General features: G+C 39.2%; 8 protein-coding genes. 5 read left to right on the forward strand and 3 right to left on the reverse strand.

Annotated features, from left to right (window positions below; genetic code table 11):
- Nucleotides 1–35: 35 nt before the first annotated feature.
- Entirely contained in the window at nucleotides 36–842 is an 807-nt protein-coding gene (locus MB14_RS15745) for a 3'-5' exonuclease (protein WP_062593257.1), read from the reverse strand.
- 24 nt (nucleotides 843–866) lie between these two features.
- Entirely contained in the window at nucleotides 867–2,237 is a 1,371-nt protein-coding gene (locus tag MB14_RS15750) for a UDP-N-acetylmuramate--L-alanine ligase (RefSeq protein ID WP_062593259.1), read from the reverse strand.
- 161 nt (nucleotides 2,238–2,398) lie between these two features.
- On the opposite strand from MB14_RS15750, the gene dnaB reads away from it, so the two are divergent.
- Together dnaB and MB14_RS15760 are read left to right on the forward strand one after the other, a co-directional pair.
- Nucleotides 2,399–3,970 carry a replicative DNA helicase gene (dnaB, locus tag MB14_RS15755; protein WP_062593260.1) on the forward strand — a complete coding sequence of 524 codons (1,572 nt, stop codon included), beginning with the start codon at nucleotides 2,399–2,401 and terminating at the stop codon, nucleotides 3,968–3,970.
- A 69-nt stretch (nucleotides 3,971–4,039) separates the two neighbouring features.
- Nucleotides 4,040–5,041, forward strand: coding sequence for a zinc-binding dehydrogenase (locus MB14_RS15760; RefSeq protein ID WP_062593263.1), 1,002 nt, complete (start codon nucleotides 4,040–4,042; stop codon nucleotides 5,039–5,041).
- A gap of 84 nt (nucleotides 5,042–5,125) precedes the next feature.
- Here the strand turns inward: MB14_RS15760 and MB14_RS15765 are convergent, their stop codons facing one another.
- Nucleotides 5,126–6,163: a DUF4221 family protein gene (locus tag MB14_RS15765; RefSeq protein WP_062593265.1), complete on the reverse strand. Its 1,038-nt coding sequence runs from the start codon at nucleotides 6,161–6,163 to the stop codon at nucleotides 5,126–5,128.
- A 726-nt stretch (nucleotides 6,164–6,889) separates the two neighbouring features.
- Between MB14_RS15765 and MB14_RS15770 the strand changes: the two genes are divergently transcribed.
- From MB14_RS15770 to MB14_RS15780, 3 genes are all read left to right on the forward strand, one after another.
- Nucleotides 6,890–21,460 carry an NHL domain-containing protein gene (locus MB14_RS15770; RefSeq protein ID WP_165899453.1) on the forward strand — a complete coding sequence of 4,857 codons (14,571 nt, stop codon included), beginning with the start codon at nucleotides 6,890–6,892 and terminating at the stop codon, nucleotides 21,458–21,460.
- A 263-nt stretch (nucleotides 21,461–21,723) separates the two neighbouring features.
- The gene (locus tag MB14_RS15775; protein WP_062593269.1) at nucleotides 21,724–23,343 is read left to right on the forward strand and encodes a M14 family metallopeptidase; all 1,620 of its coding nucleotides are present in this window, start codon (nucleotides 21,724–21,726) and stop codon (nucleotides 23,341–23,343) included.
- A gap of 8 nt (nucleotides 23,344–23,351) precedes the next feature.
- Nucleotides 23,352–25,091 carry a M14 family metallopeptidase gene (locus MB14_RS15780; RefSeq protein WP_062593271.1) on the forward strand — a complete coding sequence of 580 codons (1,740 nt, stop codon included), beginning with the start codon at nucleotides 23,352–23,354 and terminating at the stop codon, nucleotides 25,089–25,091.
- The last annotated feature ends 12 nt before the right edge of the window (nucleotides 25,092–25,103 follow it).

Consider the following 25,103-nt stretch of genomic DNA (forward strand, 5'->3'; position numbering starts at 1 on the left):
ATCTAGGTACTATCTACTAAATACTAAACCCTATTTTACCCCATTTTAAAGCCCTTGAGCTTAATTTGAGTGAGTTTACGCTTGGTGTCGAGAGGGAAATCTCCTTGCATCATCCAGTCGTAGTAGCCTCGCTCTTTTTCGAGCACATCGGTTACAGGCTTGCCTTTGTGTTTCCCAAAGTTGAAGACCTCTACGCCTTGGTCGTTGAACACAAAGCGTCCACCTAAATCAACCATATTGGAGCCTACCAACTGGTGTAATGAAGCCATGTCGTTTTCAATTTTTGCAATAACATTGCCGCCAATATCTTCCACTGATTGTCCATTGTACTTATCGAGTTGAGCCTTAAGCACTTCGTAAGTAGCTTCTGTATCGGCCATAGCGCCATGTGCACCTTCTAATTCTTTATTACAATAGAATTGATAAGCGGCCGAAAGCGTCCTTTTTTCCATCATAAAGAAGATTTTTTGGGCATCAACAAGTTTTCTGTTGCCTACTTCAAAATCTACCCCAGCCCTTAAAAATTCTTCTACCAAAAGCGGAATATCAAATCGCACATGATTAAAACCCGCTAAATCGGCTCCTTCTAAAAATTTAGCAATGCTTTTGGCCAAGGTTTTAAAAGTGGGTTTGTCTTTCACGTCTTCATCGCGAATTCCGTGAATCATGGCCGACTCTTCAGGAATTGGAATGGTAGGGTTGACCAAATGATGCATTTTTACCACCTCGCCATTGGGCATTACTTTGAGTATGGCCAATTCTACGATTCTGTCTTGGGCAATGTTGATACCTGTCGTTTCCAGATCGAAAAACGCCAATGGGTTTTTTAGGTTTAATTCCATGATTTCCTGTTTATGCAGGTGCTTTTAAAGAATATGTTGCTTAAGTGCTTGTAAGTTAAGTCCCCCAAAATTACCAGAACTCATAAGAATCAGGTTTTTGTTGGTCCAGTTGTGTTGCATTAAGTGCTCATTCAATTTAGCACTGTCGTTGAATAAAATAATGTCTTTTCTGTTGAAAGCCGTTCTAAGATCTTCTTCGGTTAATACTTCGAGTCCTTTTTGCTTTACCGCTTCTGGATTAATGAAGATAATCGCTTCATCAGGGTCGTTAAACGTGTTTTTATACTGTTCAATAAAGTCTTTGTTTAAGCTGCTAAAAGTGTGCAGTTCTAAACATGCCACCAAGAAACGGTTAGGAAACTGATGTTTAACGGCAGAGGTTGTAGCCAAAAGTTTGGAAGGAGCGTGGGCAAAATCGGTATAAATTGTAGAAGCTTCATTTTTTCCTAGAATCTCCATCCGTTTACCCGCACCGCTAAAGGTTGCGATGGCTTTATAAAACTGCTCGTCAGTTACACCTATTTGCTTAAGTAAGGCTTGTGCTCCACTAAGGTTTTGCATGTTGTGGTAGCCGAAAATTTCGATTTTGATTTCGTCATTGGGCAATTTTAAATAGGTAACACCATTTTTCACCACATGGTCGTGCGCTTTGTAAGGAATCGCTGTCACGCCTGGTCTTTCTTTTCCGCCAATAACCTTAGTGGCTAAATCATCTTCTTGACAGTAAATCAGTGTGCTACCTTTTGCAGAAGAATCGGCCAGTAATTCAAATTGGCTTATGTAATTCTCTATCGTTGGAAAAACATTGTAGTGATCCCAGGCAATTCCCGAAACGGTAACAATATCATGCTTATAATGAAAGAATTTAGGTCTTGGGTCTAAAGGCGAAGTCAAGTATTCATCGCCTTCAATAACTATAATAGGAGCGTCCGATAGCTTTACCTGTTCATCAAATCCATTGATTCGAGCGCCTACCATATAGTCGAAGTCACGTTCAACATCTTGTAAAACGTGCATTACCATGGCAGTCATGCTGGTTTTTCCGTGGCTTCCTGCAATCACCAAACGCTTTTTGTTCTTAGAAGCTTCGTAAATGTATTCAGGAAAAGAGAGCACTTTAAGGCCGAGTTCTTGTGCTTTTAGTAACTCTGGGTTGTTTGCCTTGGCATGCATTCCTAAAATCACAAAATCCAAATCGCTGTTAATTTTGCTGGCATCCCAACCTTCATTTTCGGGTAATAAGCCAGACTCTTTCAGTTTCGATTTAGATGGCTCATGAAAATGATCGTCAGATCCACTTACATGATGCCCGGCTTTGGCCAAACAGATGGCTAGGCTGTGCATGATGCTTCCGCCAATGGCAATGAAATGGATACGCTGGGAGTTTTTAGTCATGAGATCAAAAGGGTTGAATGTTCAAAATTAAGACAAAAAGGACGCTCGACAAATAAAGTAAAATTATCTAGAATCTAAGGTGTATAACAAGGTGTAAAAAATGTGGGTAAGTACCTGTTGTAATCTTTGCCGAACACAGGAATTTGCTCTAGGTTTGAAGAATGGAAAAAGGAAAGTCTGCAGCACTGCGTTTGGGTTACAAATCTAGAAACAATCTAGGTGACGAACTGAGCCAATTGGGAAAGTTACCCCCCCAAGCTACCGACCTTGAAGAGGCCATTTTAGGTGCTTTAATGTTGGAAAAGGATGCCTTGACCAACGTAATTGATATTCTTAGGCCTGAATCTTTTTATAAAGAAGCCCATAAGGTAATCTATCAGGCCATTTATGACCTTTTTCAGGCTTCTGAACCCATCGATATTCTTACTGTAACCAGCCAGTTAAGGAAAGAAGGTAAAATTGAAATGATTGGTGGGCCGTATTACATTACCCAGCTTACCAACCGTGTAAGTTCTGCGGCCAATATTGAATACCATTCAAGAATTGTAGTTGAACAATCCATTAAGCGAGAGTTGATTCGTATTTCCTCTGAAATTCAGCGCGAAGCTTTTGAAGATACTACCGATGTTTTTAAGCTGCTCGATAAAATGGAGCAGTCGCTGTTCGAAGTTTCTGAAACCAATATTCGTAAAGAATATCAGAAAATGAAGGACATTATGACTACCGCTCTTGAAGAAATTCATGCCCGTAGAAATCATAAAGATGGCCTCACAGGAATTCCTTCTGGTTTCACGAGTTTAGACAGAGTAACCTCTGGCTGGCAGAAATCTGATTTAGTAATTATTGCAGCAAGGCCCGCGATGGGTAAAACTGCTTTTGTGGTTTCTGCCCTGAGAAATGCAGCGGTAGACCACGGACACGCAGTGGCCATTTTCTCTCTGGAAATGTCATCGGTGCAGTTGGTCAATCGTTTGATTTCTGGCGAAGCGGAACTCGAAGGTGAGAAGATTAAGAAGGGAAACCTTGCCGAACACGAATGGGCACAGCTCGTTCATAAAACAGCGAATCTAACAAAAGCCCCCATTTTTATAGATGACACCCCTGCGCTTTCTATCCTTGAATTAAGGGCGAAGTGTAGGAGGTTAAAACAACAGCACGACATTCAACTGGTGGTAATTGATTACCTCCAGCTGATGTCTGGCGATTCATCTAAAAGTGGAGGCGGAGGAGGTAACCGTGAACAAGAAATTGCTTCTATTTCGCGAGCTCTAAAAAATATAGCCAAAGAACTGAATGTGCCTGTAATTGCACTTTCACAGTTGAGTAGGGCAGTAGAAACCCGTGGTGGTGATAAGCGTCCTCAACTTTCAGATTTGAGGGAATCGGGTTCTATTGAGCAGGATGCCGATATGGTAATGTTCCTTTACCGACCTGAATACTACGGTATTACGCAAGACGAAAACGGAATGCCAACCCAAGGTGTGGGTGAAGTGATTATTTCTAAGCACAGAAACGGTTCTTTAGAAAACGTACAACTCAAGTTTATTGGTAAGTACACCAAATTTACCGACTTGGACGTGACTGGTTTTGGTGGAGGTTACGGAACTTCATTACCAGGTTCTGGTGCGGCTAGCTTTGAATCTGGCGGTGGCGGAGCTATGACCTTCCAAAGTAAAGCCAATGGCAATGACAGTCCTGAATTGCCTCCAAGTGGAGAGGAACCTCCTTTTTAGAGCGTCTTAAAAAAATAATTCTTACAGAATTGGGTCAGCCAAAATAGAAATACATAAGCCTAAAAACTAATGAAAGCACTTGTATTAGTAGATCATCCAGAAGACAAAGTTCAATTGTTAGAAGTGGAAAAACCTACGCCTGCCGAAGGAAAGGTTTTGATTAAGCTAAAGGCAGCTGCTTTAAACAGACGTGATCAATGGATAAGGGAAGGAAAATACCCAAATATTCAGATGAACACGATTTTAGGTTCTGATGGCGCTGGAATTGTAGAAGAAGTTGGTGCTGGGGTCTCATCAGATTTGATTGGCAATGAGGTTATCATCAATCCAAATATAGATTGGGGAGAAAACCCAAAGGTACAGTCGAAAGCATACCACATATTAGGAATGCCGACTAATGGCACCTTGGCTGAATATGTAGAAGTAGAAGCTTCAAAGATTCATCAAAAACCAGTGCATTTAAGCTGGGCAGAAGCTGCTTCTATTCCTTTGGGCGGACTTACAGCTTTTAGGGCTTTATTTACCCAAGGTCAGGTGGCCGCAGGTCAAAATGTATTGATTTCGGGAGCTGGAGGAGGCGTAGCGCAATTTGCCATGTTGTACGCTTTGGCGGCTCAAGCCAATGTGTACGTTACTTCGGGAAGTGCCGATAAGATTAATACCTGCATAGATTTAGGCGCAAAGGCTGGCTTTAATTATAAAACCGAAGATTGGCAGAAAGAAGCGCTTCAGGCTTCTGGTGGTTTCGATGTTGTCATCGACAGCGCAGGCGGAGATCAGATCAACGACTTTATTAAAATGATGAAGCCTTCTGGAAGAATTGTTTTTTATGGTGCTACCAACGGCACTCCACAAAAACTGGACATGTTCCGCATGTTCTGGAATCAGATTACCCTACAAGGTTCCACCATGGGCAACGACCAAGAATTTGAGCAGATGGTCGCTTTCATCAACAAACATAAAATCAAGCCTATTTTAGATTCAGTGCGCCCATTTTCAGAAATTATTTCTGCTTTCGATGCCATGAAAGAAGGAGGGACTTTTGGGAAGTTGGTGATACAGTTTCCTTAGATCTATTTTCTCGTTTACCTCAGTTTTATTGGGTTTCCATTCGAACTATCAAACGGATGATAGAAGGTAATGATATTCTGTTCTTTACAGATTCGATACTTTGAAGGTGCCAAAGTAAAGATTATCCTCATCTGTGAGCCCCTTTTCAATATTGAATAAATTCAATCCTTCTTCATTGATGAAATAGGTCATGTTGCTGTAGGATGGATCAATAATGGTTTCTCCTATTTTCTCGAAATTCCCATTTAGAATGATGATCGCTATATCTTTCACATTCCCAGTCTTCAGGTCTTCAGATTTCAATTCATCTTTCTTTTTAGGTAGAGTCAAGAATCTGTAGTAATAGTTTCTGAATTCATCATAAATTATACCTTCATACATGTAGTTCAACCTGTAATGATCCCACCCGTCTTGTTTTTCAAGTGATGGAATTTCATCAAAAAGGCTTGAGCCTGCATAGTAATTACGATCGAAATTGTTAAAGTCAGTTACTGAAATGCTGTCATGGGCTCCGAAACTGATAAGAATTTCACCACTTCGTTTCCCTTTTTCTATTGAAGGGTTATAATAATAGTGAGAGAGCAATTTATTTTTTGTGTAGGGGGAAGGAAGATGGTATTGCAGCTTTTGTTTCTTTGATTTTAAATCTATATCAATGATCACATTATCAAGTTCATCACCGCTGAGTGGACTATGAAAGTCGGTTGGAGGCAATGTAGTATAGAAGCTACTATAAATATGGTTGTTGGTAACCAAAAGAGGTTTTGAAGTGTTTGATATTGGCTCAACCGCTTTGTCAAATGGACCTAACATAATTTTTTCTTTAACCTCTCCGAGCAAATTAACCCTAAAGACAAATGGCACCGGGAATGAGGATACAAATATGGAGTCTGCTGATACCACATTAAAAGCGGTGATTCTTCCAATAATTGCATTTGGCCCAGCACTTTGGAAACTAATTCGGTGAATAATTTCTTTCGATTCCAGGTCATAGAATTGGATTTCTTTTCCTCTATTCAGGTAGCACAGATATGTTTGGTTATTGTTGAAAATTGAATCAGATGGTTTAAGATGGTTATAAGTAGTTACATACTCTGATATACCAGATGTTGTAGCGTCCATAGGAATTTTAATTTCACCTTCAAGAACCAAATGGACGGTTAAGTCAGACGATCTTTTATCAGCGCAACTGACAATTAAAAGCAACCAACAGAATGGTAGAAAAAGAATTGAATTAGAGAGGCTAAATCGGAAACATAGTTTGATTTGCTGAAATAGCTTATAAAATGAGCTAATTTGTAATAGATTCATTCATTTGAAATTATGGATTATTTTCACGCTAAACAATGGGGTTATAATTAAACATTAAGAACCTGAATACATAATGTAACTATTAGCCAATAAGAGTTTAAATCTATTTTAAATTTAGTCCGCCCATTTTCAGAAATCATTTCTGCATTTGATGCAATGAAAGCAGGAGGAACTTTTGGGAAGTTGGTGGTCAGCTTGAACGACTAGTTACCGTTATCTTAATATGCTCTAAAAAGTTATTTCAGTAAATTTAGAGTCTGTTTTTCATCTGCTTTTATGTGTTTACTCAAGCTTAATTTCTAGTGAAAAGGTATGTTTTGATAAACTCGTTTTTTTATACGTATAAGGAGTATCTCGTCTATACTGGTAGAAAAATATGGCTTATAAGGATTGGAATTGAAAAATTATAAGGGTAGTTGTTTTAAAAAAAAATATATCTTTAAGCCTTATTATCAAAGTTATACACTCCTGTCTATTGTTTATATGACTAATCTATCACTTCGCTTATTGAGGCAATCAGTGCTTCTATTTATTTTTTTGCTATTTACTCAAAGTATTTTTGCTCAAAAATTAGACTGGGTAACGGAATTAAAAACTCCCGATGACTCTTATTCCGGAATCAATCTGTCTATTGCTGATGGCTCAGGGGGAGTTTACTTCTTGACAGGAGCAGCATATCCAACAACACTAGTGTCACCTAGCGCTTCCGTCAACTTAGCTTTTGATGAAGTTAATAGCAATGGAGCTAATATAGTTAGGCTTGATGCTTCGGGAGAGATGGTCTTTCAAGTTAATATTGGTGTTGAGAGATCGGAGAACAACGGTTATTTCAGCACACAAGGATTGACGGTAGATGATGATGGAAATGTATATATAGGTGGATATGTAGCTAGTTCTACTACAATTAGTGTGGGGGATGTCAATATACCTATAACCCAAAATCTAAATGAAAGGAAGTATGGGTTGATTCTTAAATTTAGTGACTCTGGATCACTACTCGATTATAAAGTGTTTAACGTCAATAAAGATTATTATCATAGATTCTTTTCAATGGATTTTTATGATGGTAATCTTTATGTTCTGTATGCTCTAATAGACTCAGCAATTGAAGTAAATGGAGGAGGAGATGAGTACCTTTTTACTCATCATATAACCGTTTATGACCTTAGCTGGAACACCATAAAGAGTAAAACGTTCAGCGGTAAGTCGAGAAATACTGGCTCATCTGGAGATCCTAGAAGGCAATTTATGATGTCAGGAATCAAAGTGTTTGATAATGAGCAAGTTTACCTTTCAGGAGTAATTCAAAACGGACAAGGAAGTGATTTGGATGAAGACATTGTGACTGATAATCCTGCGATGGTAAGTTCAGTTATCAAGTTAGATGAAAATCTTAATTTCGAATGGTTTAGAGGGATTCAAGGGTATAATACTTCTCCTTATGCAACAGGAATGGTTATTCTTTCTAATGGCGATGTTGTACTGAATTCAATGATGTATTCTTATAATGGGTTTCCAACCAATCTGGTGGGTAATAACATTGAAGATATGCTTTTACCCAACCAACTTCAATATTCTACAAGACAGGTATTTTTCACATCGGATGGAGTATATAAATATCAAACCCTTTTTGAGGGAGTAATCGAAGATTATGGATTTGAAGCTGATGTCAATGATAATATTAATATACCTATTGGAAGCAATAATCTTCGCTCATTGAATTTCATTGATCAAGACGGCTCTAATGAGTTAATAGTTAAAAAAGAGTCTGGCGCATCTACCAATTCGTTTGGCTACTTAAAGATATCTAAAGAAGGTAAATATCAATCCCACAGATTTTATGCTCAGTCTTCTAATTTATTTATAGATCAAATGAAGGTTCATCTCGGAATGGCGTGTGAATCGTTCCTATTTTTAGGGAGGTACGGAAATGAAAATGCAATTATAGATCTTGATTTCGATGAAAACTTGGAAAGTGAGATTCAAAACTTGAATAGTAGTTATGATTATTTCATTGCATCATACTCAAACCAAAAAGCTGAACTAACCGTTGATCAGCAGTCCATCACTCAAGATGGTAATCAAATCGCTATACCAATTTCATTTAGTGATGAGTCTATTTCAGACCTTGTTTTTGAAGTAACGTCATCGAATGAGTCGGTGGTGAATACAGGTAATGTTGTGCTCAACTTGAGTGCTGAGCAGCCCAATATAGTCGTTCATCGGGCAGAAGGAGCCAATGGAAGCGCGGATGTCCAAATAAAATTAATTGATTCCTGTGGGGAGGAAACTAGTGCCACCGTAACGATTAATCTTAATGAGATTAACAATATACCCATATTTGAATCTGTACCAGTTACTGTAGTTGACCAAAATAATTACTACGAATACCTTGTCGAGGTAAGTGACCCTGATGGAGATAGAGTAAGTCTCAGTGTAGATGGAAAACCCAGTTGGATGACCGTGTCAACCCAAACTAGTTATGTAGTTTCTACCTTGGCTGGCTCAGGTAGTAACAGTACTATAGATGGTACTGGGCAAGACGCTTCTTTTTCATCTATCACTAGATTGAGTATTGATGGTAATGGGAATTTGTATTTAGGAGAACTTGGCTCAAAGACCATAAGAAAGGTTTCTCCTGAAGGTAGTGTAGCCACACTTTCGCTTGTGTCTGATGGTACCCGAATTGATGGTACTCTATCAGAGTCATCTTTTGGAGAGCCGAATAAGATTCTAATTGATTACTCAAGTGGAATTAAGTATGTTTTGGATGGCTCTATTATAAGAAAAATTGATACTGAAGGGAATGTGAGTGATTTTGTTGGTTCTGGCTTTTTTGGAAATGTAGATGGACAGGGAACAGAAGCTCGATTTACAACGCTTATGGGCGGAGCGATTGATACACAGGGGAATCTTTATGTGGCCGATTTCGGGAATCATTCTATTCGAAAAGTAACTCCAGCAGGTTTGGTCACCACTTTGGCAGGGTCGGGAACAGAAGGTTATGCAGACGGGACTGGGATAGCGGCAACCTTTAATAGACCCTTCGATATTGCCATTAATTCAAATGATATAGTTTTTGTTGCTGACGAAGGAAATGATCGAATTCGTAGAATCGAGCCTAATGGAGAGGTGACTACTTTCGCAGGTTCTGGTGTGGAAGGCTTTCTTGATGGGAATGGTCAAAATGCAATGTTTTTTGAACCTAAGGCAGTGGATTTCGATTCCCAGGATAATCTTTTTGTTGCCGATTGGGGTAATAACAGAGTAAGGAAAATCACTAGTTCTGGAGACGTTACAACCATTGCAGGCAACGGACAATGGGACTATTCTGATGGCAATGCGCTTGAGGCAGGTATCTGGGGACCAATTGGATTGACTATAGACTCCAACGATAATATTTATGTTTCGACTTCTCTAAATAGAATCAGAAAAATCAAACTTGAAGAGGATTACCTACTGAGTGGAACGGCCAACCCTAGTGATGGCATTGTGGATATAATATTACAAGCCGAGGATACTAAGAGTGGGGTGAAAAAACAGGCTTTTTCGATTAAACTGGATATTACGTCTCCAGTATTTAACTCACCAGCCAATTATCAATTGAATGAGAATATTTCTATCAATTCACATGCCTACGCGGGTGGAGCCAATGATGAAACTCAGGTAACATTTTCATTAGGAAATGCACATGATGAGTCATTGTTCAATATGAATGGACAATATACCAATGCAGTTTATTTCAATCAATCCCCTGACTTTGAAAACCCGCATGACTCTGATGGAGACAATGTATACGTGATTGAGCTTATAGCAACAGATGAGGCTGAAAATAGCACTAGCCTTTTAGTTAATCTAACAGTCAAAAACTTAAATGAAAACGATCCTATTATTACCAGTGACGGTGGAGGAGAAAGTGCTTCGGTAAGTGTAGAAGAAAACTCCACTTTAATTACAACGGTTGTTACAGGGGGAATAGAAGAGGGGTTCGATATTTATTATACCAAGTCTGGCCCAGACTCTTATTATATATTACTTAACAGTACCACTGGTGAATTAACCTTTAGATTAAATCCAGATTTTGAATTCCCTGTTGACAGTAATAAAGACAACGTTTATGAGGTCACAATTACTGCTCAAGAAGGGGATAGAACCGATAGCCAAACCATTTTGATTAATGTAACTGATGCTTTTGAAAGTAAAGCACCAGTTTTTATATCAGAGCCTATTCTTTCGGTTAACAGTGATCAATTTTATGAATACTCTATTATTACGGATGATCCAGACAATGACAAAGCTGAACTTTCATTAGAGTCCGGCCCAGATTGGCTTGAGTTAAAGAATGACAAACTGCAGGTAACTACTTTCGCAGGTTCTGGCAACGGTGGATATATTGAAGGTCAAAGGTTAGTGGCAGAATTTGAGATGCCTAATGATATAGCCATGGATGCAAGTGGTAATTTCTATGTGCTGGATGAGTATAGTCGTATTATTCGAAAAATCAGCATAAATGGGGAAGTTACAACGCTTGCTGGATCTGGGGCGATTGGTAGCACCAATGGTAATGGAGAAATAGCTTCATTTAAATCTCCTATTGGGTTGGTTATCGATGATTTAGGTAATCTTTTTGTCACAGATGGAAATAATGGCTTAATTAGAAAAGTTACTCCAAGTGGAGAGGTAAGTACCTTTGCTGGATCTGGCAATAATTCATACGCAGATGGCAATGGTACTTCTGCCTCATTTGATTTTCCTTCAGGTATAGCTATTGATGCTACTGGAAATCTTTTTGTGACAGACTTTTATAATGATCGCATTAGGAAGATAACTCCAAGCGGTGAGGTAAGTACTTTTGCTGGCTCTGGACAGAATGGTCTATTAAATGGCATTGGTACGGAAGCATCTTTTAACGGGCCTATTGATCTTGCAATTGACAGTCATGGGAACATATTCGTTCTGGACCAATATAATTATAGAATCAGAAAAATAACTTCTGAGGGAGTGGTATCTAGCTTTGCTGGATCGGGGGAGTCTAAAATCGAGGATGGAACAGGAGATCAAGCTTCATTTAAAAACCTTAATGGAATAACAATTGATGCCAATGATATTATTTATATATCGGATGCGCATAGTATAAGACAAATATCACCTGAGGGTGTGGTTTCTACAATAGCTGGGTCAGAGTATGGGACATTCCTTGACGGTATTGGGACCAATACAAATTTCAGCTCACCAGGGGGCTTAACAGTAGCACCGGATGGTGCCATTTACGTGGCGGATAGGAATACCCACAGAATTAGAAAAATAGCTCAAACGTCAAGTTTATCGGGTACACCTTTGGGTATAACGGGAGATTTTGAAGTGGAATTAAAGGCATCTGACCCAGATGATGGTTCTAATACTCAGTCGTTTACTATTACAGTGATTGATATAATCCCACCTGTATTCACTTCATCCACTTCATCTACTTTTGTTGAAAATGGAACTGGTATAGCCTATACCATTACAGCAACTGATGCCAACGATGTCACCTATAGCTTAGGTGTGGGTAATGACGAAGATTTATTTGATTTAGTAGGGGATGCCGTTACTTTTAAAACTATCCCTGACTTCGAAGCTCCAACTGATGGGAATACCGATAATGATTACGTCATCAGGGTGAAGGCAAGTGATGGAGTGAATGAGGTAAGTCAATTAGTGACAATAACAGTGACTAATGTTGATGAAGCACCAGTTATCATATCGACTCCTGTTACCTCAGTTAAGGAATCAAGCCAGTATGTCTATGGAGTTTCTATAGAAAACCTGAGTGATATCAGCTATACGCTGGAAGCAGAGGTATTACCTGATTGGATGACGCTTATTGGTAAGAATGCTGTAACGAAATATGCAGGTTCTAGTGAAGTTGGTCAAGATGATGGTACTTTACTGAACGCTACTTTTAATATTCCGCTAGGTATAACAAGAGATGAAGACGACAATCTTTATGTGACAGATCTATTCAATCACGTAATTAGAAAAGTATCTAATTCAGGGCAAGTAAGTACAATTGCTGGAACTGGTGCCATAGGCTATGTTAATGGTAATGCTTCAATAGCTACTTTTAATGAACCGAGCAGTATTGTAAGAGATAGTGAAGGTAATCTTTATGTGGCTGATAGAGAGAATCATGCCGTCAGAAAAATAAGTCCTTCAGGTGAGGTAAGCACCTTTGCTGGTAATGGACAGAGGGGATATGTAGATGGGCAGGGTACTTCTGCTCAATTTAGCCGTCCTACAGAATTGGCCATTGATTCAAATGATAATATTTACGTTACGGATCAAAGTAACTACCGAGTGAGAAAGATTAGTCCTGAAGGAGTCGTGTCTACAATAGCAGGCAATGGTGAGGCAGGTTATGTAGATGGAGACGGGGCTATCGCTCAATTCTCACAACTCACCGGGATTATAGTTGATTTGAACGGGGACATTTATGTTTCAGATTATGATAATCACCGTATTCGAAAGATTAGCCCACAAGGAATGGTCTCAACATTAGCAGGATCTTCCACTAGGTCAGTTATTGACGGCCTTGGTGCAGAGGCTGCATTTTATTCTCCCGCTGGAATGGCTGTTGACGAAAACTTCAATATCTACATTACCGACCAGCGATATGTAAGAAGAATCACTCCAGATGGACAGGTTACTACGATTGCTGGTTCTGATCAAAACGGAAATACAGATGGAGAAGGGTTAAGCGCATCATTCAATGAACCTCATAGTGTTGTTATTGACTCAAAAGGTGATTTATTTATCACAGAAAGTTCTAATAATCTTATCAGAAGAGTATCACTAAAAGACTACACACTGGTTGGTAATCCTCTAAATAGGGTAGGAATTCACAGTGTTAGCTTAAAGTCAATAAATTCTAATGGCGAAACAAATGTGCAGTCGTTTTCAGTTGAAGTATTAGATGCTACTCCTCCGTTATTTACCTCAGCCTCTACAGCTACATTTACAGAAAATGGAACAGGCACAGCCTATACCATTGCCGCAACGGACGCCAGTTCAATTACTTATTTATTGGGCACAGGTAACGATGAAGGACTTTTTGATGTGAATGAAACTACTGGAGAAGTAACTTTCAAAGTATCTCCAGATTTTGAAAACCCTCAAGATACGGATACTAATAATTCATATGTAGTAGAAGTATTGGCTACGGATGCCTTAAATAATTCAGCTAGCCTATTGGTTACCATTTCAGTAACAAATGCAGATAATGAAGCACCTATTTTTACTTCAACACCCATTACCGAAGTTAATGATAATGAGCAATATGAATATTTCGTTAAGGCAATTGACCCTGATGGAGATATTATAGATATTTCTTCAGATCAACTTCCAACTTGGTTAAGTCTAAGTAATGAATATATGGTAAGTACTTACGCTGGTTCTGGTTCAAATGGAACAACAGATGGTGTATCGAATCAAGCGGAGTTTAGTTTCACAGCTGGCCTAGAAGTCGATTCTCAGGGTAATGTTTATATAGCTGACTGGTTCAATAGAACGATTAGGAAAATAGATTTAGAAGGTAATGTTACCACAATAGCGGGTAACCCAGATGCAGATCCAGTAGATAACCTAATCGATGGAAATGGTACAAGCGCATCATTTGGAGCCCCATTTGATATAGCAATTGATAACAGTAATAATGTTTATGTTCCAGATGTATCAAATAATGCTATTAGGAAGATTGATAAAGATGGAAATGTTACGACAATAGCAGGAAGTACAACAGCAGGGGCAAATGACGGTGAAGCTGTAAACGCCACATTTAATATGCCTTCCAAAATTGATATTGATAATGAGGGTAACATCTATATTCTTGATGTAGGTAATAATAGAATTAGAGTGATCAGCCAAGAGGGGATGGTCTCGACTTTAGCTGGTTCTTCTGAAGGCTATGCAGATGGTACTGGTGGAGATGCTCTTTTTTCGAACCTTACTGATATTACGGTAGCAGCAGATGGGAATATCTATGTCACTGAAGGTGGTATAAGTAATAAAGTAAGGAAAATCACAAAATCAGGTGTCGTTACTACGCTTTCCATTCCGGGATCAGCATTTTTTGGACTTGCAGCCATAACGTCAGATAAACGAAGTAATTTATACGTAGCTGACGCACAGCAGCAAATTAGAAAGATTGATATAAACGGTAACGTTTCAGTCATTGCTGGTTCTAATGGCTCCGAATCGGGTAATGTAAATGGGAAGGGCTCAGACGCTAGATTTCATAATCCTTACGGTCTTGCTTTTGATCGTGAGGGGAATTTATTCGTTTGCGATGTTCAGAATTTTCAAATTAAAAAAGTAGAAAGAGGTGCTATCCTAAATGGCGATCCAGCTGGTCAAACAGGAAGTAATCAAGTTTCTTTAACGGCTACTGATGGGATTGGAACTTCAATAAATCAAAGCTTCAGTATAACAGTTGTTGATGCTTCGCCTCCTGTATTCACTTCAGCCTCTACAGCTACATTTACAGAAAATGGAACAGGCACAGCCTATACCATTGCCGCAACGGACGCCAGTTCAATTGCTTATTCATTGGGTACAAGTAACGATGAAGGACTTTTTGATGTGAATGAAACTTCTGGTGAAATAACTTTCAAAGTATCTCCCGATTTTGAAAGTCCTCAAGACAGCGATACTAATAATTCATATGTAGTGGAAGTATTTGCTACCGATGCATTAGATAACTCAGCTAGCCAAACGGTGACGATTTCAGTAACAAATGCCGATAACGAAGCGCCTGTTTTTACTTCAACACCCATTACAAGTATAAATGAAGGTGATACTTACAGCTATTCAGTTTTAGTTAGTGATGTAGATGGGGACAATACTACTATATCCATTCCCACGAAACCAAGTTGGCTGAATATCACCAACATTACAGGGGGTGATTTAACAGCTTTTGCTGGTAGAATAACCTCTGGAAGAACTAATGCTAACGGCACATCAGCCAGTTTCAATTGGCCCACTGGTTTGGCAATTGATAAAACAGGCAATATTTATGTAGCTGATGCATACAATGATCTAATTCGTAAAATCACGCCATCTGGTGATGTGTCTACCATAGCAGGCGCACCAGTGGCGGGTCTTACAGATGCCAATGGTAAATCGGCAAAGTTTAGAAAACCTACTGGTGTGGCTATAGATCGTTCAGGCAACCTGTATGTAGCAGATTTAGATAACTATAGAATACGTAAAATCACACCAAATGGTGATGTAACAACCTTTGCAGGGTCGAACAGTCGCGGCAGCACAGACGGAAGGGGAGAAGAGGCAAGCTTTGACAGGCCAGTTGCAATAGCGGTAGATGGTTTGGATAATTTGTATGTAGCAGATTATGGGTCACACAAAATTCGTAAAATCACGCCAAATGGTGAAGTAAGTACTTTGGCAGGCTCTGGCTACTCTGGAAGCATTGACGCTATTGGTTTAGATGCTAGGTTCAATAGACCTCATGGGATAGCAGTAGACGGTTCAGGGAATGTCTATGTAGCGGACTTAGATAATCATAAAATTCGAAAAATCACCCCTTCAGGTAATGTAACAACCTTTGCAGGCTCAGGGATTCAAGGAGGAAACGATGGTAATGGAACATCGGCAAGCTTCAGTAGTCCATCCGGAATTTTCGTAGGTGGGGCTGGTAATATTTATGTAGTTGACTATGGGAATAGCAAAATTCGTAAAATTACTCCGGCCGGAGATGTAACTACGTTGTTAGGCTCTGAAAATTCAGTAAATAATGATTTTGGGGGCTCTGGATATGGTGAGACTCCTACCAGTAATCCTAATGGGATTGTCTCAGATGCTCTTGGTAATATATATGTAACTGATGTACGTAATCATACGATTCGTAAGGTTTCTGCGCCTCAAATTGTTTTGTCAGGTAATAGCACAGGTAATAGAGGTGCTCATAATGTAGTGTTAGAGGTAAATGATGGCAATGAGGGGACTGCACAACAAAGTTTTACAATTATTGTAAACGATGTCACAGTTCCTGTATTCACTTCAGCCACAGCTATTAACTATGCTGAAAATGGAACAGGCACAGCTTATACCATATCTGCTACCGATGCCAATGCTATTACTTATAGCCTAGGTACAGGAAACGATGAAGCATTCTTCAATATTTCAGAAGGTGTAGTAACCTTTAAGACATCACCAGACTTTGAGACGAAGAGCAGTTATACTATTCAAGTAAAAGCGAATGATGGCTCAAACGAATCTGCTCAAACTGTAACAATTACAATCATTGATGTAGATGAAATTCCTCCAGTATTTACTTCAGCAACTGCGGTAAATTATGCTGAAAATGAAACAGGTACGGCCTACACCATTGTTGCCACAGATGCGAATGATATTACTTATAGCTTAGGCACGGGAAATGATGAAGATTTCTTCAATATTTCAGAAGGTGTAGTAACCTTCAAGACATCACCAGACTTTGAGACGAAGAGCAGTTATACTATTCAAGTAAAAGCAAATGATGGACTGAACGAGGCTGCTCAAACTGTAACCATTACCATTACCGATGTAGATGAAATAAAACCAGTGGTTACCTTAACCGCAGATGTGAATGGATTAGCCTTTACGCCTTCAGTGAAAATTTCACTTAAATTCAGTGAGATTGTTACTGGGCTTGAAGTCTCAGATTTTATATTGAGTAATGCCTCTGTCACTAATTTAGAAGGATCAGGTGATACTTATAGTTTGACCCTAAATTCTATTTTGGACGGAAACGCATCGGTGGGGCTAAAGGAAAATTCCGTCACGGATGGGAATAATAATGGCAACTTAGCTTCGGCTATTTTCATTCAGAGCTTCGAAGCTCGAAATGAACTTCCTACCGAAATTAACTTGAGTTCATCAGTAATTGCAGAAAACGTAATTGGCCGTACAGAGATTGGTACTCTAACCACAAAAGATTCCGATGTAGGAGACCTTCATTCTTACAAGCTTGTAAGTGGAGCGGGAAGTACGGACAATGATAAGTTTGATATTGTAGGAAACAAACTCTTCAAAAAGGCTGGATTATCTTTTGATTATGAGGCTTTAACATCTTTATCGGTAAGAGTTCAAGTAGTTGATTTAAGAGGAGGAACCTATGAAGTGGCCAAAACCATCTCGGTTTCTAATATAGCAGAGCCTGCCGTAGCTTTAACTATTGTTGATGCGTCTAACATTGAGTTAGGAGGCAACAGCATTATATTTGACTTGGTGAAAATTGGAGCGAGTAAAACTCGTCAGGTTAAAGTCAAGAACACTAGCCCTGATGCGAGTTTGCAAGTAAGTGATGTTAAATTGCCAGCGGGCTTTTCTGCAAGTGAATCAAACTTCACCTTAGCTATTGGAGAAGAAAAAATCGTCAATATCACTTTCACTCCAATAGATGATCAGTTTTTACTAAAAAGACTTGAATTGGTCAGCAATGCAGATGTACAGCAGTTATTTGTGGTTGGTAAAGGCGTTCAGAATAAAGCACCAATTGCAATTGCACCATCGGTAAGAATAGCTCATGTACCGGGTAACTTATTTAAGTTGATTGGTTTCGACCCAGAAGGTGAACCAATTGACTTTGTTATAACTGAAGGGCCGAGTTTAGGTACTTTAACGGCAAGAACTCAAGCGGGTGAGTATACCTTCGTTCCAAATAGTCTCTCACCTGAAACAATTTATGAAGATCAAGTAACATTTAAGGTGGTTGAACAGGGTGGAGGTTTATCCTCGCAAGAAGCTACGGTGCGATTTAGATTTGGTATACCAGATTCAAAACATATACTTTACCCAATAACACTTGAGCCAAAGGATGAAAACAACATTGAATTAGTGGTGAAACTTGAAGATCAAGCCATCAACAATGAGTATTTTATCAGTGGTTTTTATCGAGGCAAGGAAGAAAAACTGAACAAAGTATTCAGAGAAAACATATCGATACCTAAATCTGCATTTACGATTGATGGTACCACGCTGACTTACAAAGTGTCATTAAGTAAAAATGATTATCCAGCCTTGTTCACTAACACTAAAGTTTTGATGGGAGTAAGCATTGCTACTGCTAATGGATTTCACGATTCAAAGGCTCAAATCTTCACTAGAAACAGCAGCGGTAATTTAGGGGGAAGCGGAATTAATGATGATTCTTCTAAAGATGGAAACTTCGCAGTGTTTGCTGTAGATGCTTCGGTTCCCGAAAACGAAAGTATCAACCTAAAACTCTCAGCTATTGAGTTTGGAGATTTTGATCTTTCTGAGGCAGAAGTTACCATCGTAAAAGGCCCACTGAGCGGAACAGTAGGTACTCCTAAGCTTGTTTCTAATAAAGATGGTTTTGCAGAATGGACATTGGAATATACTTCTACTTCTGAAATAGGGCTAAAGGATTCGATACAATTTAGTGTTACTCATAAAGGCAGAAATGAAACCCTATTGGCTTATGCTAGAGTGAATGTAATTGAAGTTCCTGACGCACCACAATTGGTTGATATTAAAGATCAATCGATGAACGAAGACCAAACGATAACAGTAGGCTTTACCGTAACCGACCCAGATAGTGAGTTGTCTTATCAAGTGATTTCCTCCGATTCAAATGTGAGAGGAACAGTTGTAGACGGTAAGATACAGTTGAAAGCCAGCAATGATTTTAATGGCAAAGTGAATATTCAACTGTTGGTCACTGAGGTGGGTAGTTCTAATCCACAAGTAGTGACGGATGATTTCAGCTTGGTGATTGCACCAGTGAATGACGCCCCAATAATGACGGATATTCAAAACCAGACTGTAAATGAAGATAGCCAATTAACAATTCCTCTTTCAGCAACTGATGTGGATGGAAATGTGAGCGTCTTTAATTATTTGGCAACTTCTAATGCAGATGATAATGTAACTTACAAAATTGAAAACGGATCATTGGTGGTAACACCAAAAGCTGATTTCTTTGGTGAGGTTGAGTTTACCGTTAGGGCTGATGATGGGACGGGCACAACAACTGCCTTGTCCTTGGGTAAAACCTTCAAGGTAACTGTTGCCGCAGTAAATGATTCACCAATATTGAGCAAAGCAATTGGTACTCAGACATTAGTGCAAGGCTTCCCAACCTATACATTAGACCTAGCTAATTTCTTTGAAGACAAAGAAACAGCAGCCAAGGATTTGACTTATACGGTTAGTAATATTACAAATGTGGCTTTGTCGGTGAACGGAAGTATACTTACAGTTACTTCTGCAAATGGTAGTGTTGGTTTGCAAACAGCGCAGCTAACAGTGAGTGATGGAGAGTTGTCTATTCTTCAAGGTTTAAATTTCTTGACGGCCATCAATAGTCAAGATGTAACAATAACTAATCCTATAACTGATATTACGCTTGACGAGGATTTTGGGACAAGGGAAATCGACTTGAGTAATGTGTTTTCTTACGCGACTAACCCAACGGCTACATTTGCCTATAGTTTGGCAGGTAATCAAAACCTAAATGCATCTGTCAACGGAAATAAGATAGAGTTAAGTTCTGTTCAGGATTTTAATGGAGTAGATAAGCTGTATGTAACAGCTACGGTAGATGGTAAGTCTACATTAATGAGCTTCAATATTAAGGTGGATGCTATAAACGATGCACCTACTTTAGTTTCAAGAACTGGAGATCAGTCCATTTTGGAGGATGTGGCATTTAGTAAAACGGTATCACCTTCAAGTTTTACAGATGTTGATAATGATGCGCTGATCTACTCAGCTACTTATTCAGCTAGTTGGTTAAGTTTTGATGCTATAACAAGGACATTCTCAGGCATACCAAATAATGATAATGTAGGGGAGGTAACAGTAACCTTAACGGCAACCGATCCATCAGGAGCGAAGGCCAATGATGTATTCAAAATCATTGTAAATAATGTAAATGATGCTCCAACAGCAATAAATTTGGTTAATAATACACTTGATGAAAATACTGCCATTGGAGCTGATGTTACAGCCCTATCTAGTATTGATATTGATGCAGGAGATAATGTGTTTACCTATCAGTTAGTAAATGGAGTCGGAAGTACAGACAACGATAAATTTACTTTGAATAATGGCAAGCTGGTTTTAGCTACTTCCGTTGATTATGAGACAAAGTCAAGTTATTCTATAAGACTCAGAACTACTGATGGTTATGAAGGTAGTTTTGAGCAAGCTTTAACCATTAATGTCAATGATGTAAATGAAGCAGCTACGGCTATAGTACTTGATAATGCTCAGATCATGGAGAATAATCAAGTCGGGGGAATCATTGGAGGAATTTCGGCTACTGATCAAGATGCTGGAGATACGCATAGCTATACTTTGGTTTCGGGTACAGGAGGCGCAGATAATGCATCCTTTGAAATCGTTGGTAATAAGTTGGCTGCCAAAACATCATTTGATTTTGAAGCTAAAGCATCTTATTCAGTAAGAATCAAAGCTACTGATGCTGGAGGCTTGTCGTTCGAAGACAACTTTATTATCGCAATCACAAATCAAGCAGAGGCAATTTTAAGGATTGAAGGCGGTCAAAGTGCTGAAACCACCAATGTAGGGGAAACCTCTGCACTAGAAATTTCAATATTCAACGATGGTGATGGTGTAATGGAAGTGACTTCAATTACCTATCCAGATGGTTTTACAGGCCCAACAACGATTGACGCAATAGCTCCATCTACAAGTAAATCGATAGCAGTAAGTTTTGCGCCTACAGAAGCGAAGACTTATTCTGGTGATATTGTAATTAACTATAATGGAGGTTCTGGTATTAAATCAGTAGTTGCCGTAGCCGAAATTGTAGCCTCAATTGATAATGGATTTATTGACGAGACAGCAGTAAGTATCTATCCAAACCCTGCGAATGATCGCATAACAATAGATTTGGCTCAGTACAATGGAAGACCTGTAGAGGTTTCAATATTTAATGAATCTGGTCTTGGTCTCTATAATAGGTCGAATATTAGACATTTGACTCACAATGTTGAGGTTAGTGATTATGTTCAGGGCATTTATATTGTTTTGATAAAGTCTGAGGTTGGTGTGGTAAGAAAGAAACTAATGATTTTCAGATAGAAGGTTTTTGAACCAAATTGCCAGAAACAGAAAACCGGGGGAGACTTCGGTTTTCTGTTTTTAACTAATGTGGTGTTAACTAATGTGGTGTTAACGAATTGGGCTTTATAATTCACTTTAACTCTCCCACTTTAGCATTTCCCACCTAACCCGATCAAATACCATTCAACAGAGGAATTGAATGTCTTTAGTAATCCACGATTTTTTGAACCCTATTTTTTCCGTAAACTCATGGTTTAATTGAACAAACTATTAATTAGCCTATGAACCAGAAAGTCAAAAAATGGGTATTGGGGGCACTATTTTTATTTAGTGTTTCGCTACAAGCCCAAGACTACAACAACGCTAATCAGCTTGCACAAAGACTGAAGCAGTTGGCCGGGTCTTCACCCGATGTAAAATTAGAATCAATCACAAAAACCGATGGAGGCAAAGATATTTGGATGCTGACCCTAGGCAAAGGCGATGTAGATAGCAAACCAGCTATGGCCGTTGTTGGTGGGGTAGAAGGCGCTCATATTCTTGGAGTAGAAATGGCCGTTCGCTTTGCTGAAGGTATTGTGAAAGACCATTCGAGTGTGCTTGATCACACTACTTTTTATGTTTTTCCAAACATGAGTCCTGATGCTACCGAACAGTATTTCGCAAGCTTGAAATACGAAAGAAGTGGTAACGCAAAGCAAACCGATGACGATCGTGATGGGAAATTAAATGAAGATCCATTTGAAGATTTAAACGGAGACGGTATTATTACTTGGATGCGTGTTGAAGATGCAACAGGTGACTGGGTTACTCACCCTGCGGATAGCCGAGTGATGATCAAGGCTAACAAAGCCGAAGGTGAAAAAGGTAAGTACAAAATATTTACCGAAGGGATGGACAATGACAAAGACGGTAGCTTTAATGAAGATGGCGAAGGCGGAATTCATTTCAGAAAAAATTTAACTTATGAGTATCCATATTTTGTAGCGGGTGCAGGAGAACACTCTGTATCTGAAAAAGAAAACAGAGCCTTGTTAGACTTACTTTACACTAAGTGGAATCTTTATGGTGTTTTCACATTTGGTCCTGGTAATAACCTTTCAAGCCCTTGGAGGTTTAACCGTGCTGGAGCATCTAAAAGAGTCGTTACCAGTATCTTAAGCGAAGATGCTGATTTGAATAAATTCATTTCAGATGCTTATAATAAAACTACAGGTATGAAAAACGCACCTGCTTCTGGAGAGCAAGGCGGTGATTTCTTACAGTGGGCTTATTTCCACTTCGGAAGATTGAGTTTAGGAACACCGGGATGGTGGGCGTCTGCAGCCAAAGATGAAGAAGGAGCAGTTGCTAATAAAGACAAAAATCAAGAGGTGAATTTCTTGAGATGGGCAGCACAAGAAAATCTAAACAACTATTTTGTTGATTGGAAAGAAATCAGTCATCCTGATTTTCCAAATCAAAAAGTAGAAGTAGGGGGGATTGCGCCATTTAAAATGAACAACCCTCCAATGTCAATGGTGGCAGATGCTTCTAAAAAGAACAATGATTTTATTGTTGAATTAGTAGGAATGCAGGCCGATGTTAAGTTGGTGAACCTTAAGTCTGAAGCCGTTGGTAAAGGAATGACAAGAATAACGGTAGATGTTTATAATGCAGGTACCTTACCAACCCATACACAAATGGGAACCCGCTCTCGTTGGTTAATGCCAATAAGAGTTGAAGTGAAATTAGGTAAAGATCAAGAAGTGATTTCTGGCCGTAGAATTATGACCATTAATAACCTTGATGGTGATGGATCGCAACAATTTACTTGGCTTGTAAAAGGAAAAGGATCAGTTCAAATCGAAGCTGGCGCTCCTCATGCAGGTACTGACAACGTAAGTGTAAACCTTAAATAATAAAACCGATGAAAAGATATATATCAAACTTATTCGCTGGTTTAATCATGGTAGGTTTAACGCTACCAGTAACCAGTTTTGCACAGAATGATGATCAAATTTTTAGGGCTGCAGGTTCACCTCACAACCCTAAAGTTGACATTGCCTTTAATCGCTATTATACAGCCGAAGGACTAGCTGAAATTTCGAAGAAGATTGCCGCAGCCCATCCAGATTTGGTGAAGCGTATTTCGATAGGTAAATCTTATGAAGGACGTGATCTTTGGATGCTTCAGATTACGAACTTCAAAAAAGGAATCGCAGACAGAAAGCCTGGATATTATATTGATGGAAACATTCACTCTAATGAAATTCAAGGAGCTGAAATTTCTATTTATACTGCTTGGTACTTAACGGAAAACTATGGTGATGTAGACTACATTACCGACATGCTTGATAATCGTATTTTTTACATTGTTCCTACCATCAACCCAGATGCAAGGAATCATTATATGCAACAAGCGAACACCGGCAGTTCTCCTCGTTCGGGTATGATGCCTTTGGATGATGACCGTGATGGTTTAGTGGACGAAGATGGTCTCGATGATCTGGACGGTGATGGCTCTGTTACGAGCATGCGTAGAAAAAGCGAGTATGGCGATTTTATCGTTGACCCACTTGATCCACGTAAAATGATCCAAATTGGTCCAGATGACATTACTACTGCTCAGCGTTATGAAATGTTAGGTTCTGAAGGAATCGACAATGATGGTGACGGCAGAGTGAACGAAGATCGTCCTGGGGTTTATGATCCAAACAGAGACTGGGCTTGGAAATGGCAACCTGATTATATTCAGCGTGGTGCCTTAAAATACCCATTCAGTGCTCCAGAAAACCGTGCCGTAGCTGATTTCGTAATGGCTCATCCTAATATTGCTGGTGCGCAAAGTTTCCACAATTCGGGAGGTATGATTTTAAGAGGCCCTGGTGCTGAAGAAGACCTTGCTACGTACAACCGTGCTGACCTTAGAATTTACGATGCTATTGGTATGAAAGGACAGAAAATGCTGCCGGGCTACCGTTACTTAACTGTTTACAAAGATTTATACTCTGTATTTGGTGGAGAGTTAGATTGGTTCTACGGAAGCAGAGGTATTTATACTTTCACTAATGAGATCTTCACTAGCTTTGCTTACTATAAAAATGAGCGTGGCGGAAGAGATGAGGGCTATGATTTTGATAAAGAATTATTAGCAGGTGATGCTTTTACTCCTTGGGCTCCTTATAACCATCCAACTTATGGCGAGGTAGAGATTGGTGGCTTCAAGAAAAACTTTGGTAGAGCTACCCCTGGATTCTTGTTAGAAGAAGAACTTCATAGAAACATGTCTTTTGCTTTATATCATGCGCATCATATGCCACTATTGAGCATAGATAAAGTGACTGAAAAAGATTTAGGTGGAGGATTGAGAGAGATCACCGCTGTAATCAAAAACGATAGAATGATGCCGACTCATGCTTCGCAGGATTTGAAGTATAAAATTGAAAGACCTGATTATGTAACCATTTCAGGTGTTGATGTTCAAGTAGGTATGATTGTTCAAGACTTAGATTTAGGGCTTAGTACAGAACAAAAAGTCGATCCAGCTAAAATGGTGTTGGAAAACATCCCTGGCAACAGTACTGTTACCTTGCGTTGGATTGTATCTGGAAAAGGTACTCCGAAAATTACAGTAGACAGTGCTAAAGGTGGCATTATAACCAACTAGGCCATTTCTACT

The sequence above is a fragment of the Roseivirga ehrenbergii genome (assembly GCF_001593005.1).
Classification (GTDB): Bacteria; Bacteroidota; Bacteroidia; order Cytophagales; family Cyclobacteriaceae; genus Roseivirga; species Roseivirga ehrenbergii.

Coding starts and splice junctions, on each gene's coding strand:
- MB14_RS15745 (WP_062593257.1), bottom strand. CDS start 842: ATGGAATTAAACCTAAAAAACCCATTGGCGTTTTTCGATCTGGAAACG.
- MB14_RS15750 (WP_062593259.1), bottom strand. CDS start 2,237: ATGACTAAAAACTCCCAGCGTATCCATTTCATTGCCATTGGCGGAAGC.
- dnaB (WP_062593260.1), top strand. CDS start 2,399: ATGGAAAAAGGAAAGTCTGCAGCACTGCGTTTGGGTTACAAATCTAGA.
- MB14_RS15760 (WP_062593263.1), top strand. CDS start 4,040: ATGAAAGCACTTGTATTAGTAGATCATCCAGAAGACAAAGTTCAATTG.
- MB14_RS15765 (WP_062593265.1), bottom strand. CDS start 6,163: ATGGACGCTACAACATCTGGTATATCAGAGTATGTAACTACTTATAAC.
- MB14_RS15775 (WP_062593269.1), top strand. CDS start 21,724: ATGAACCAGAAAGTCAAAAAATGGGTATTGGGGGCACTATTTTTATTT.
- MB14_RS15780 (WP_062593271.1), top strand. CDS start 23,352: ATGAAAAGATATATATCAAACTTATTCGCTGGTTTAATCATGGTAGGT.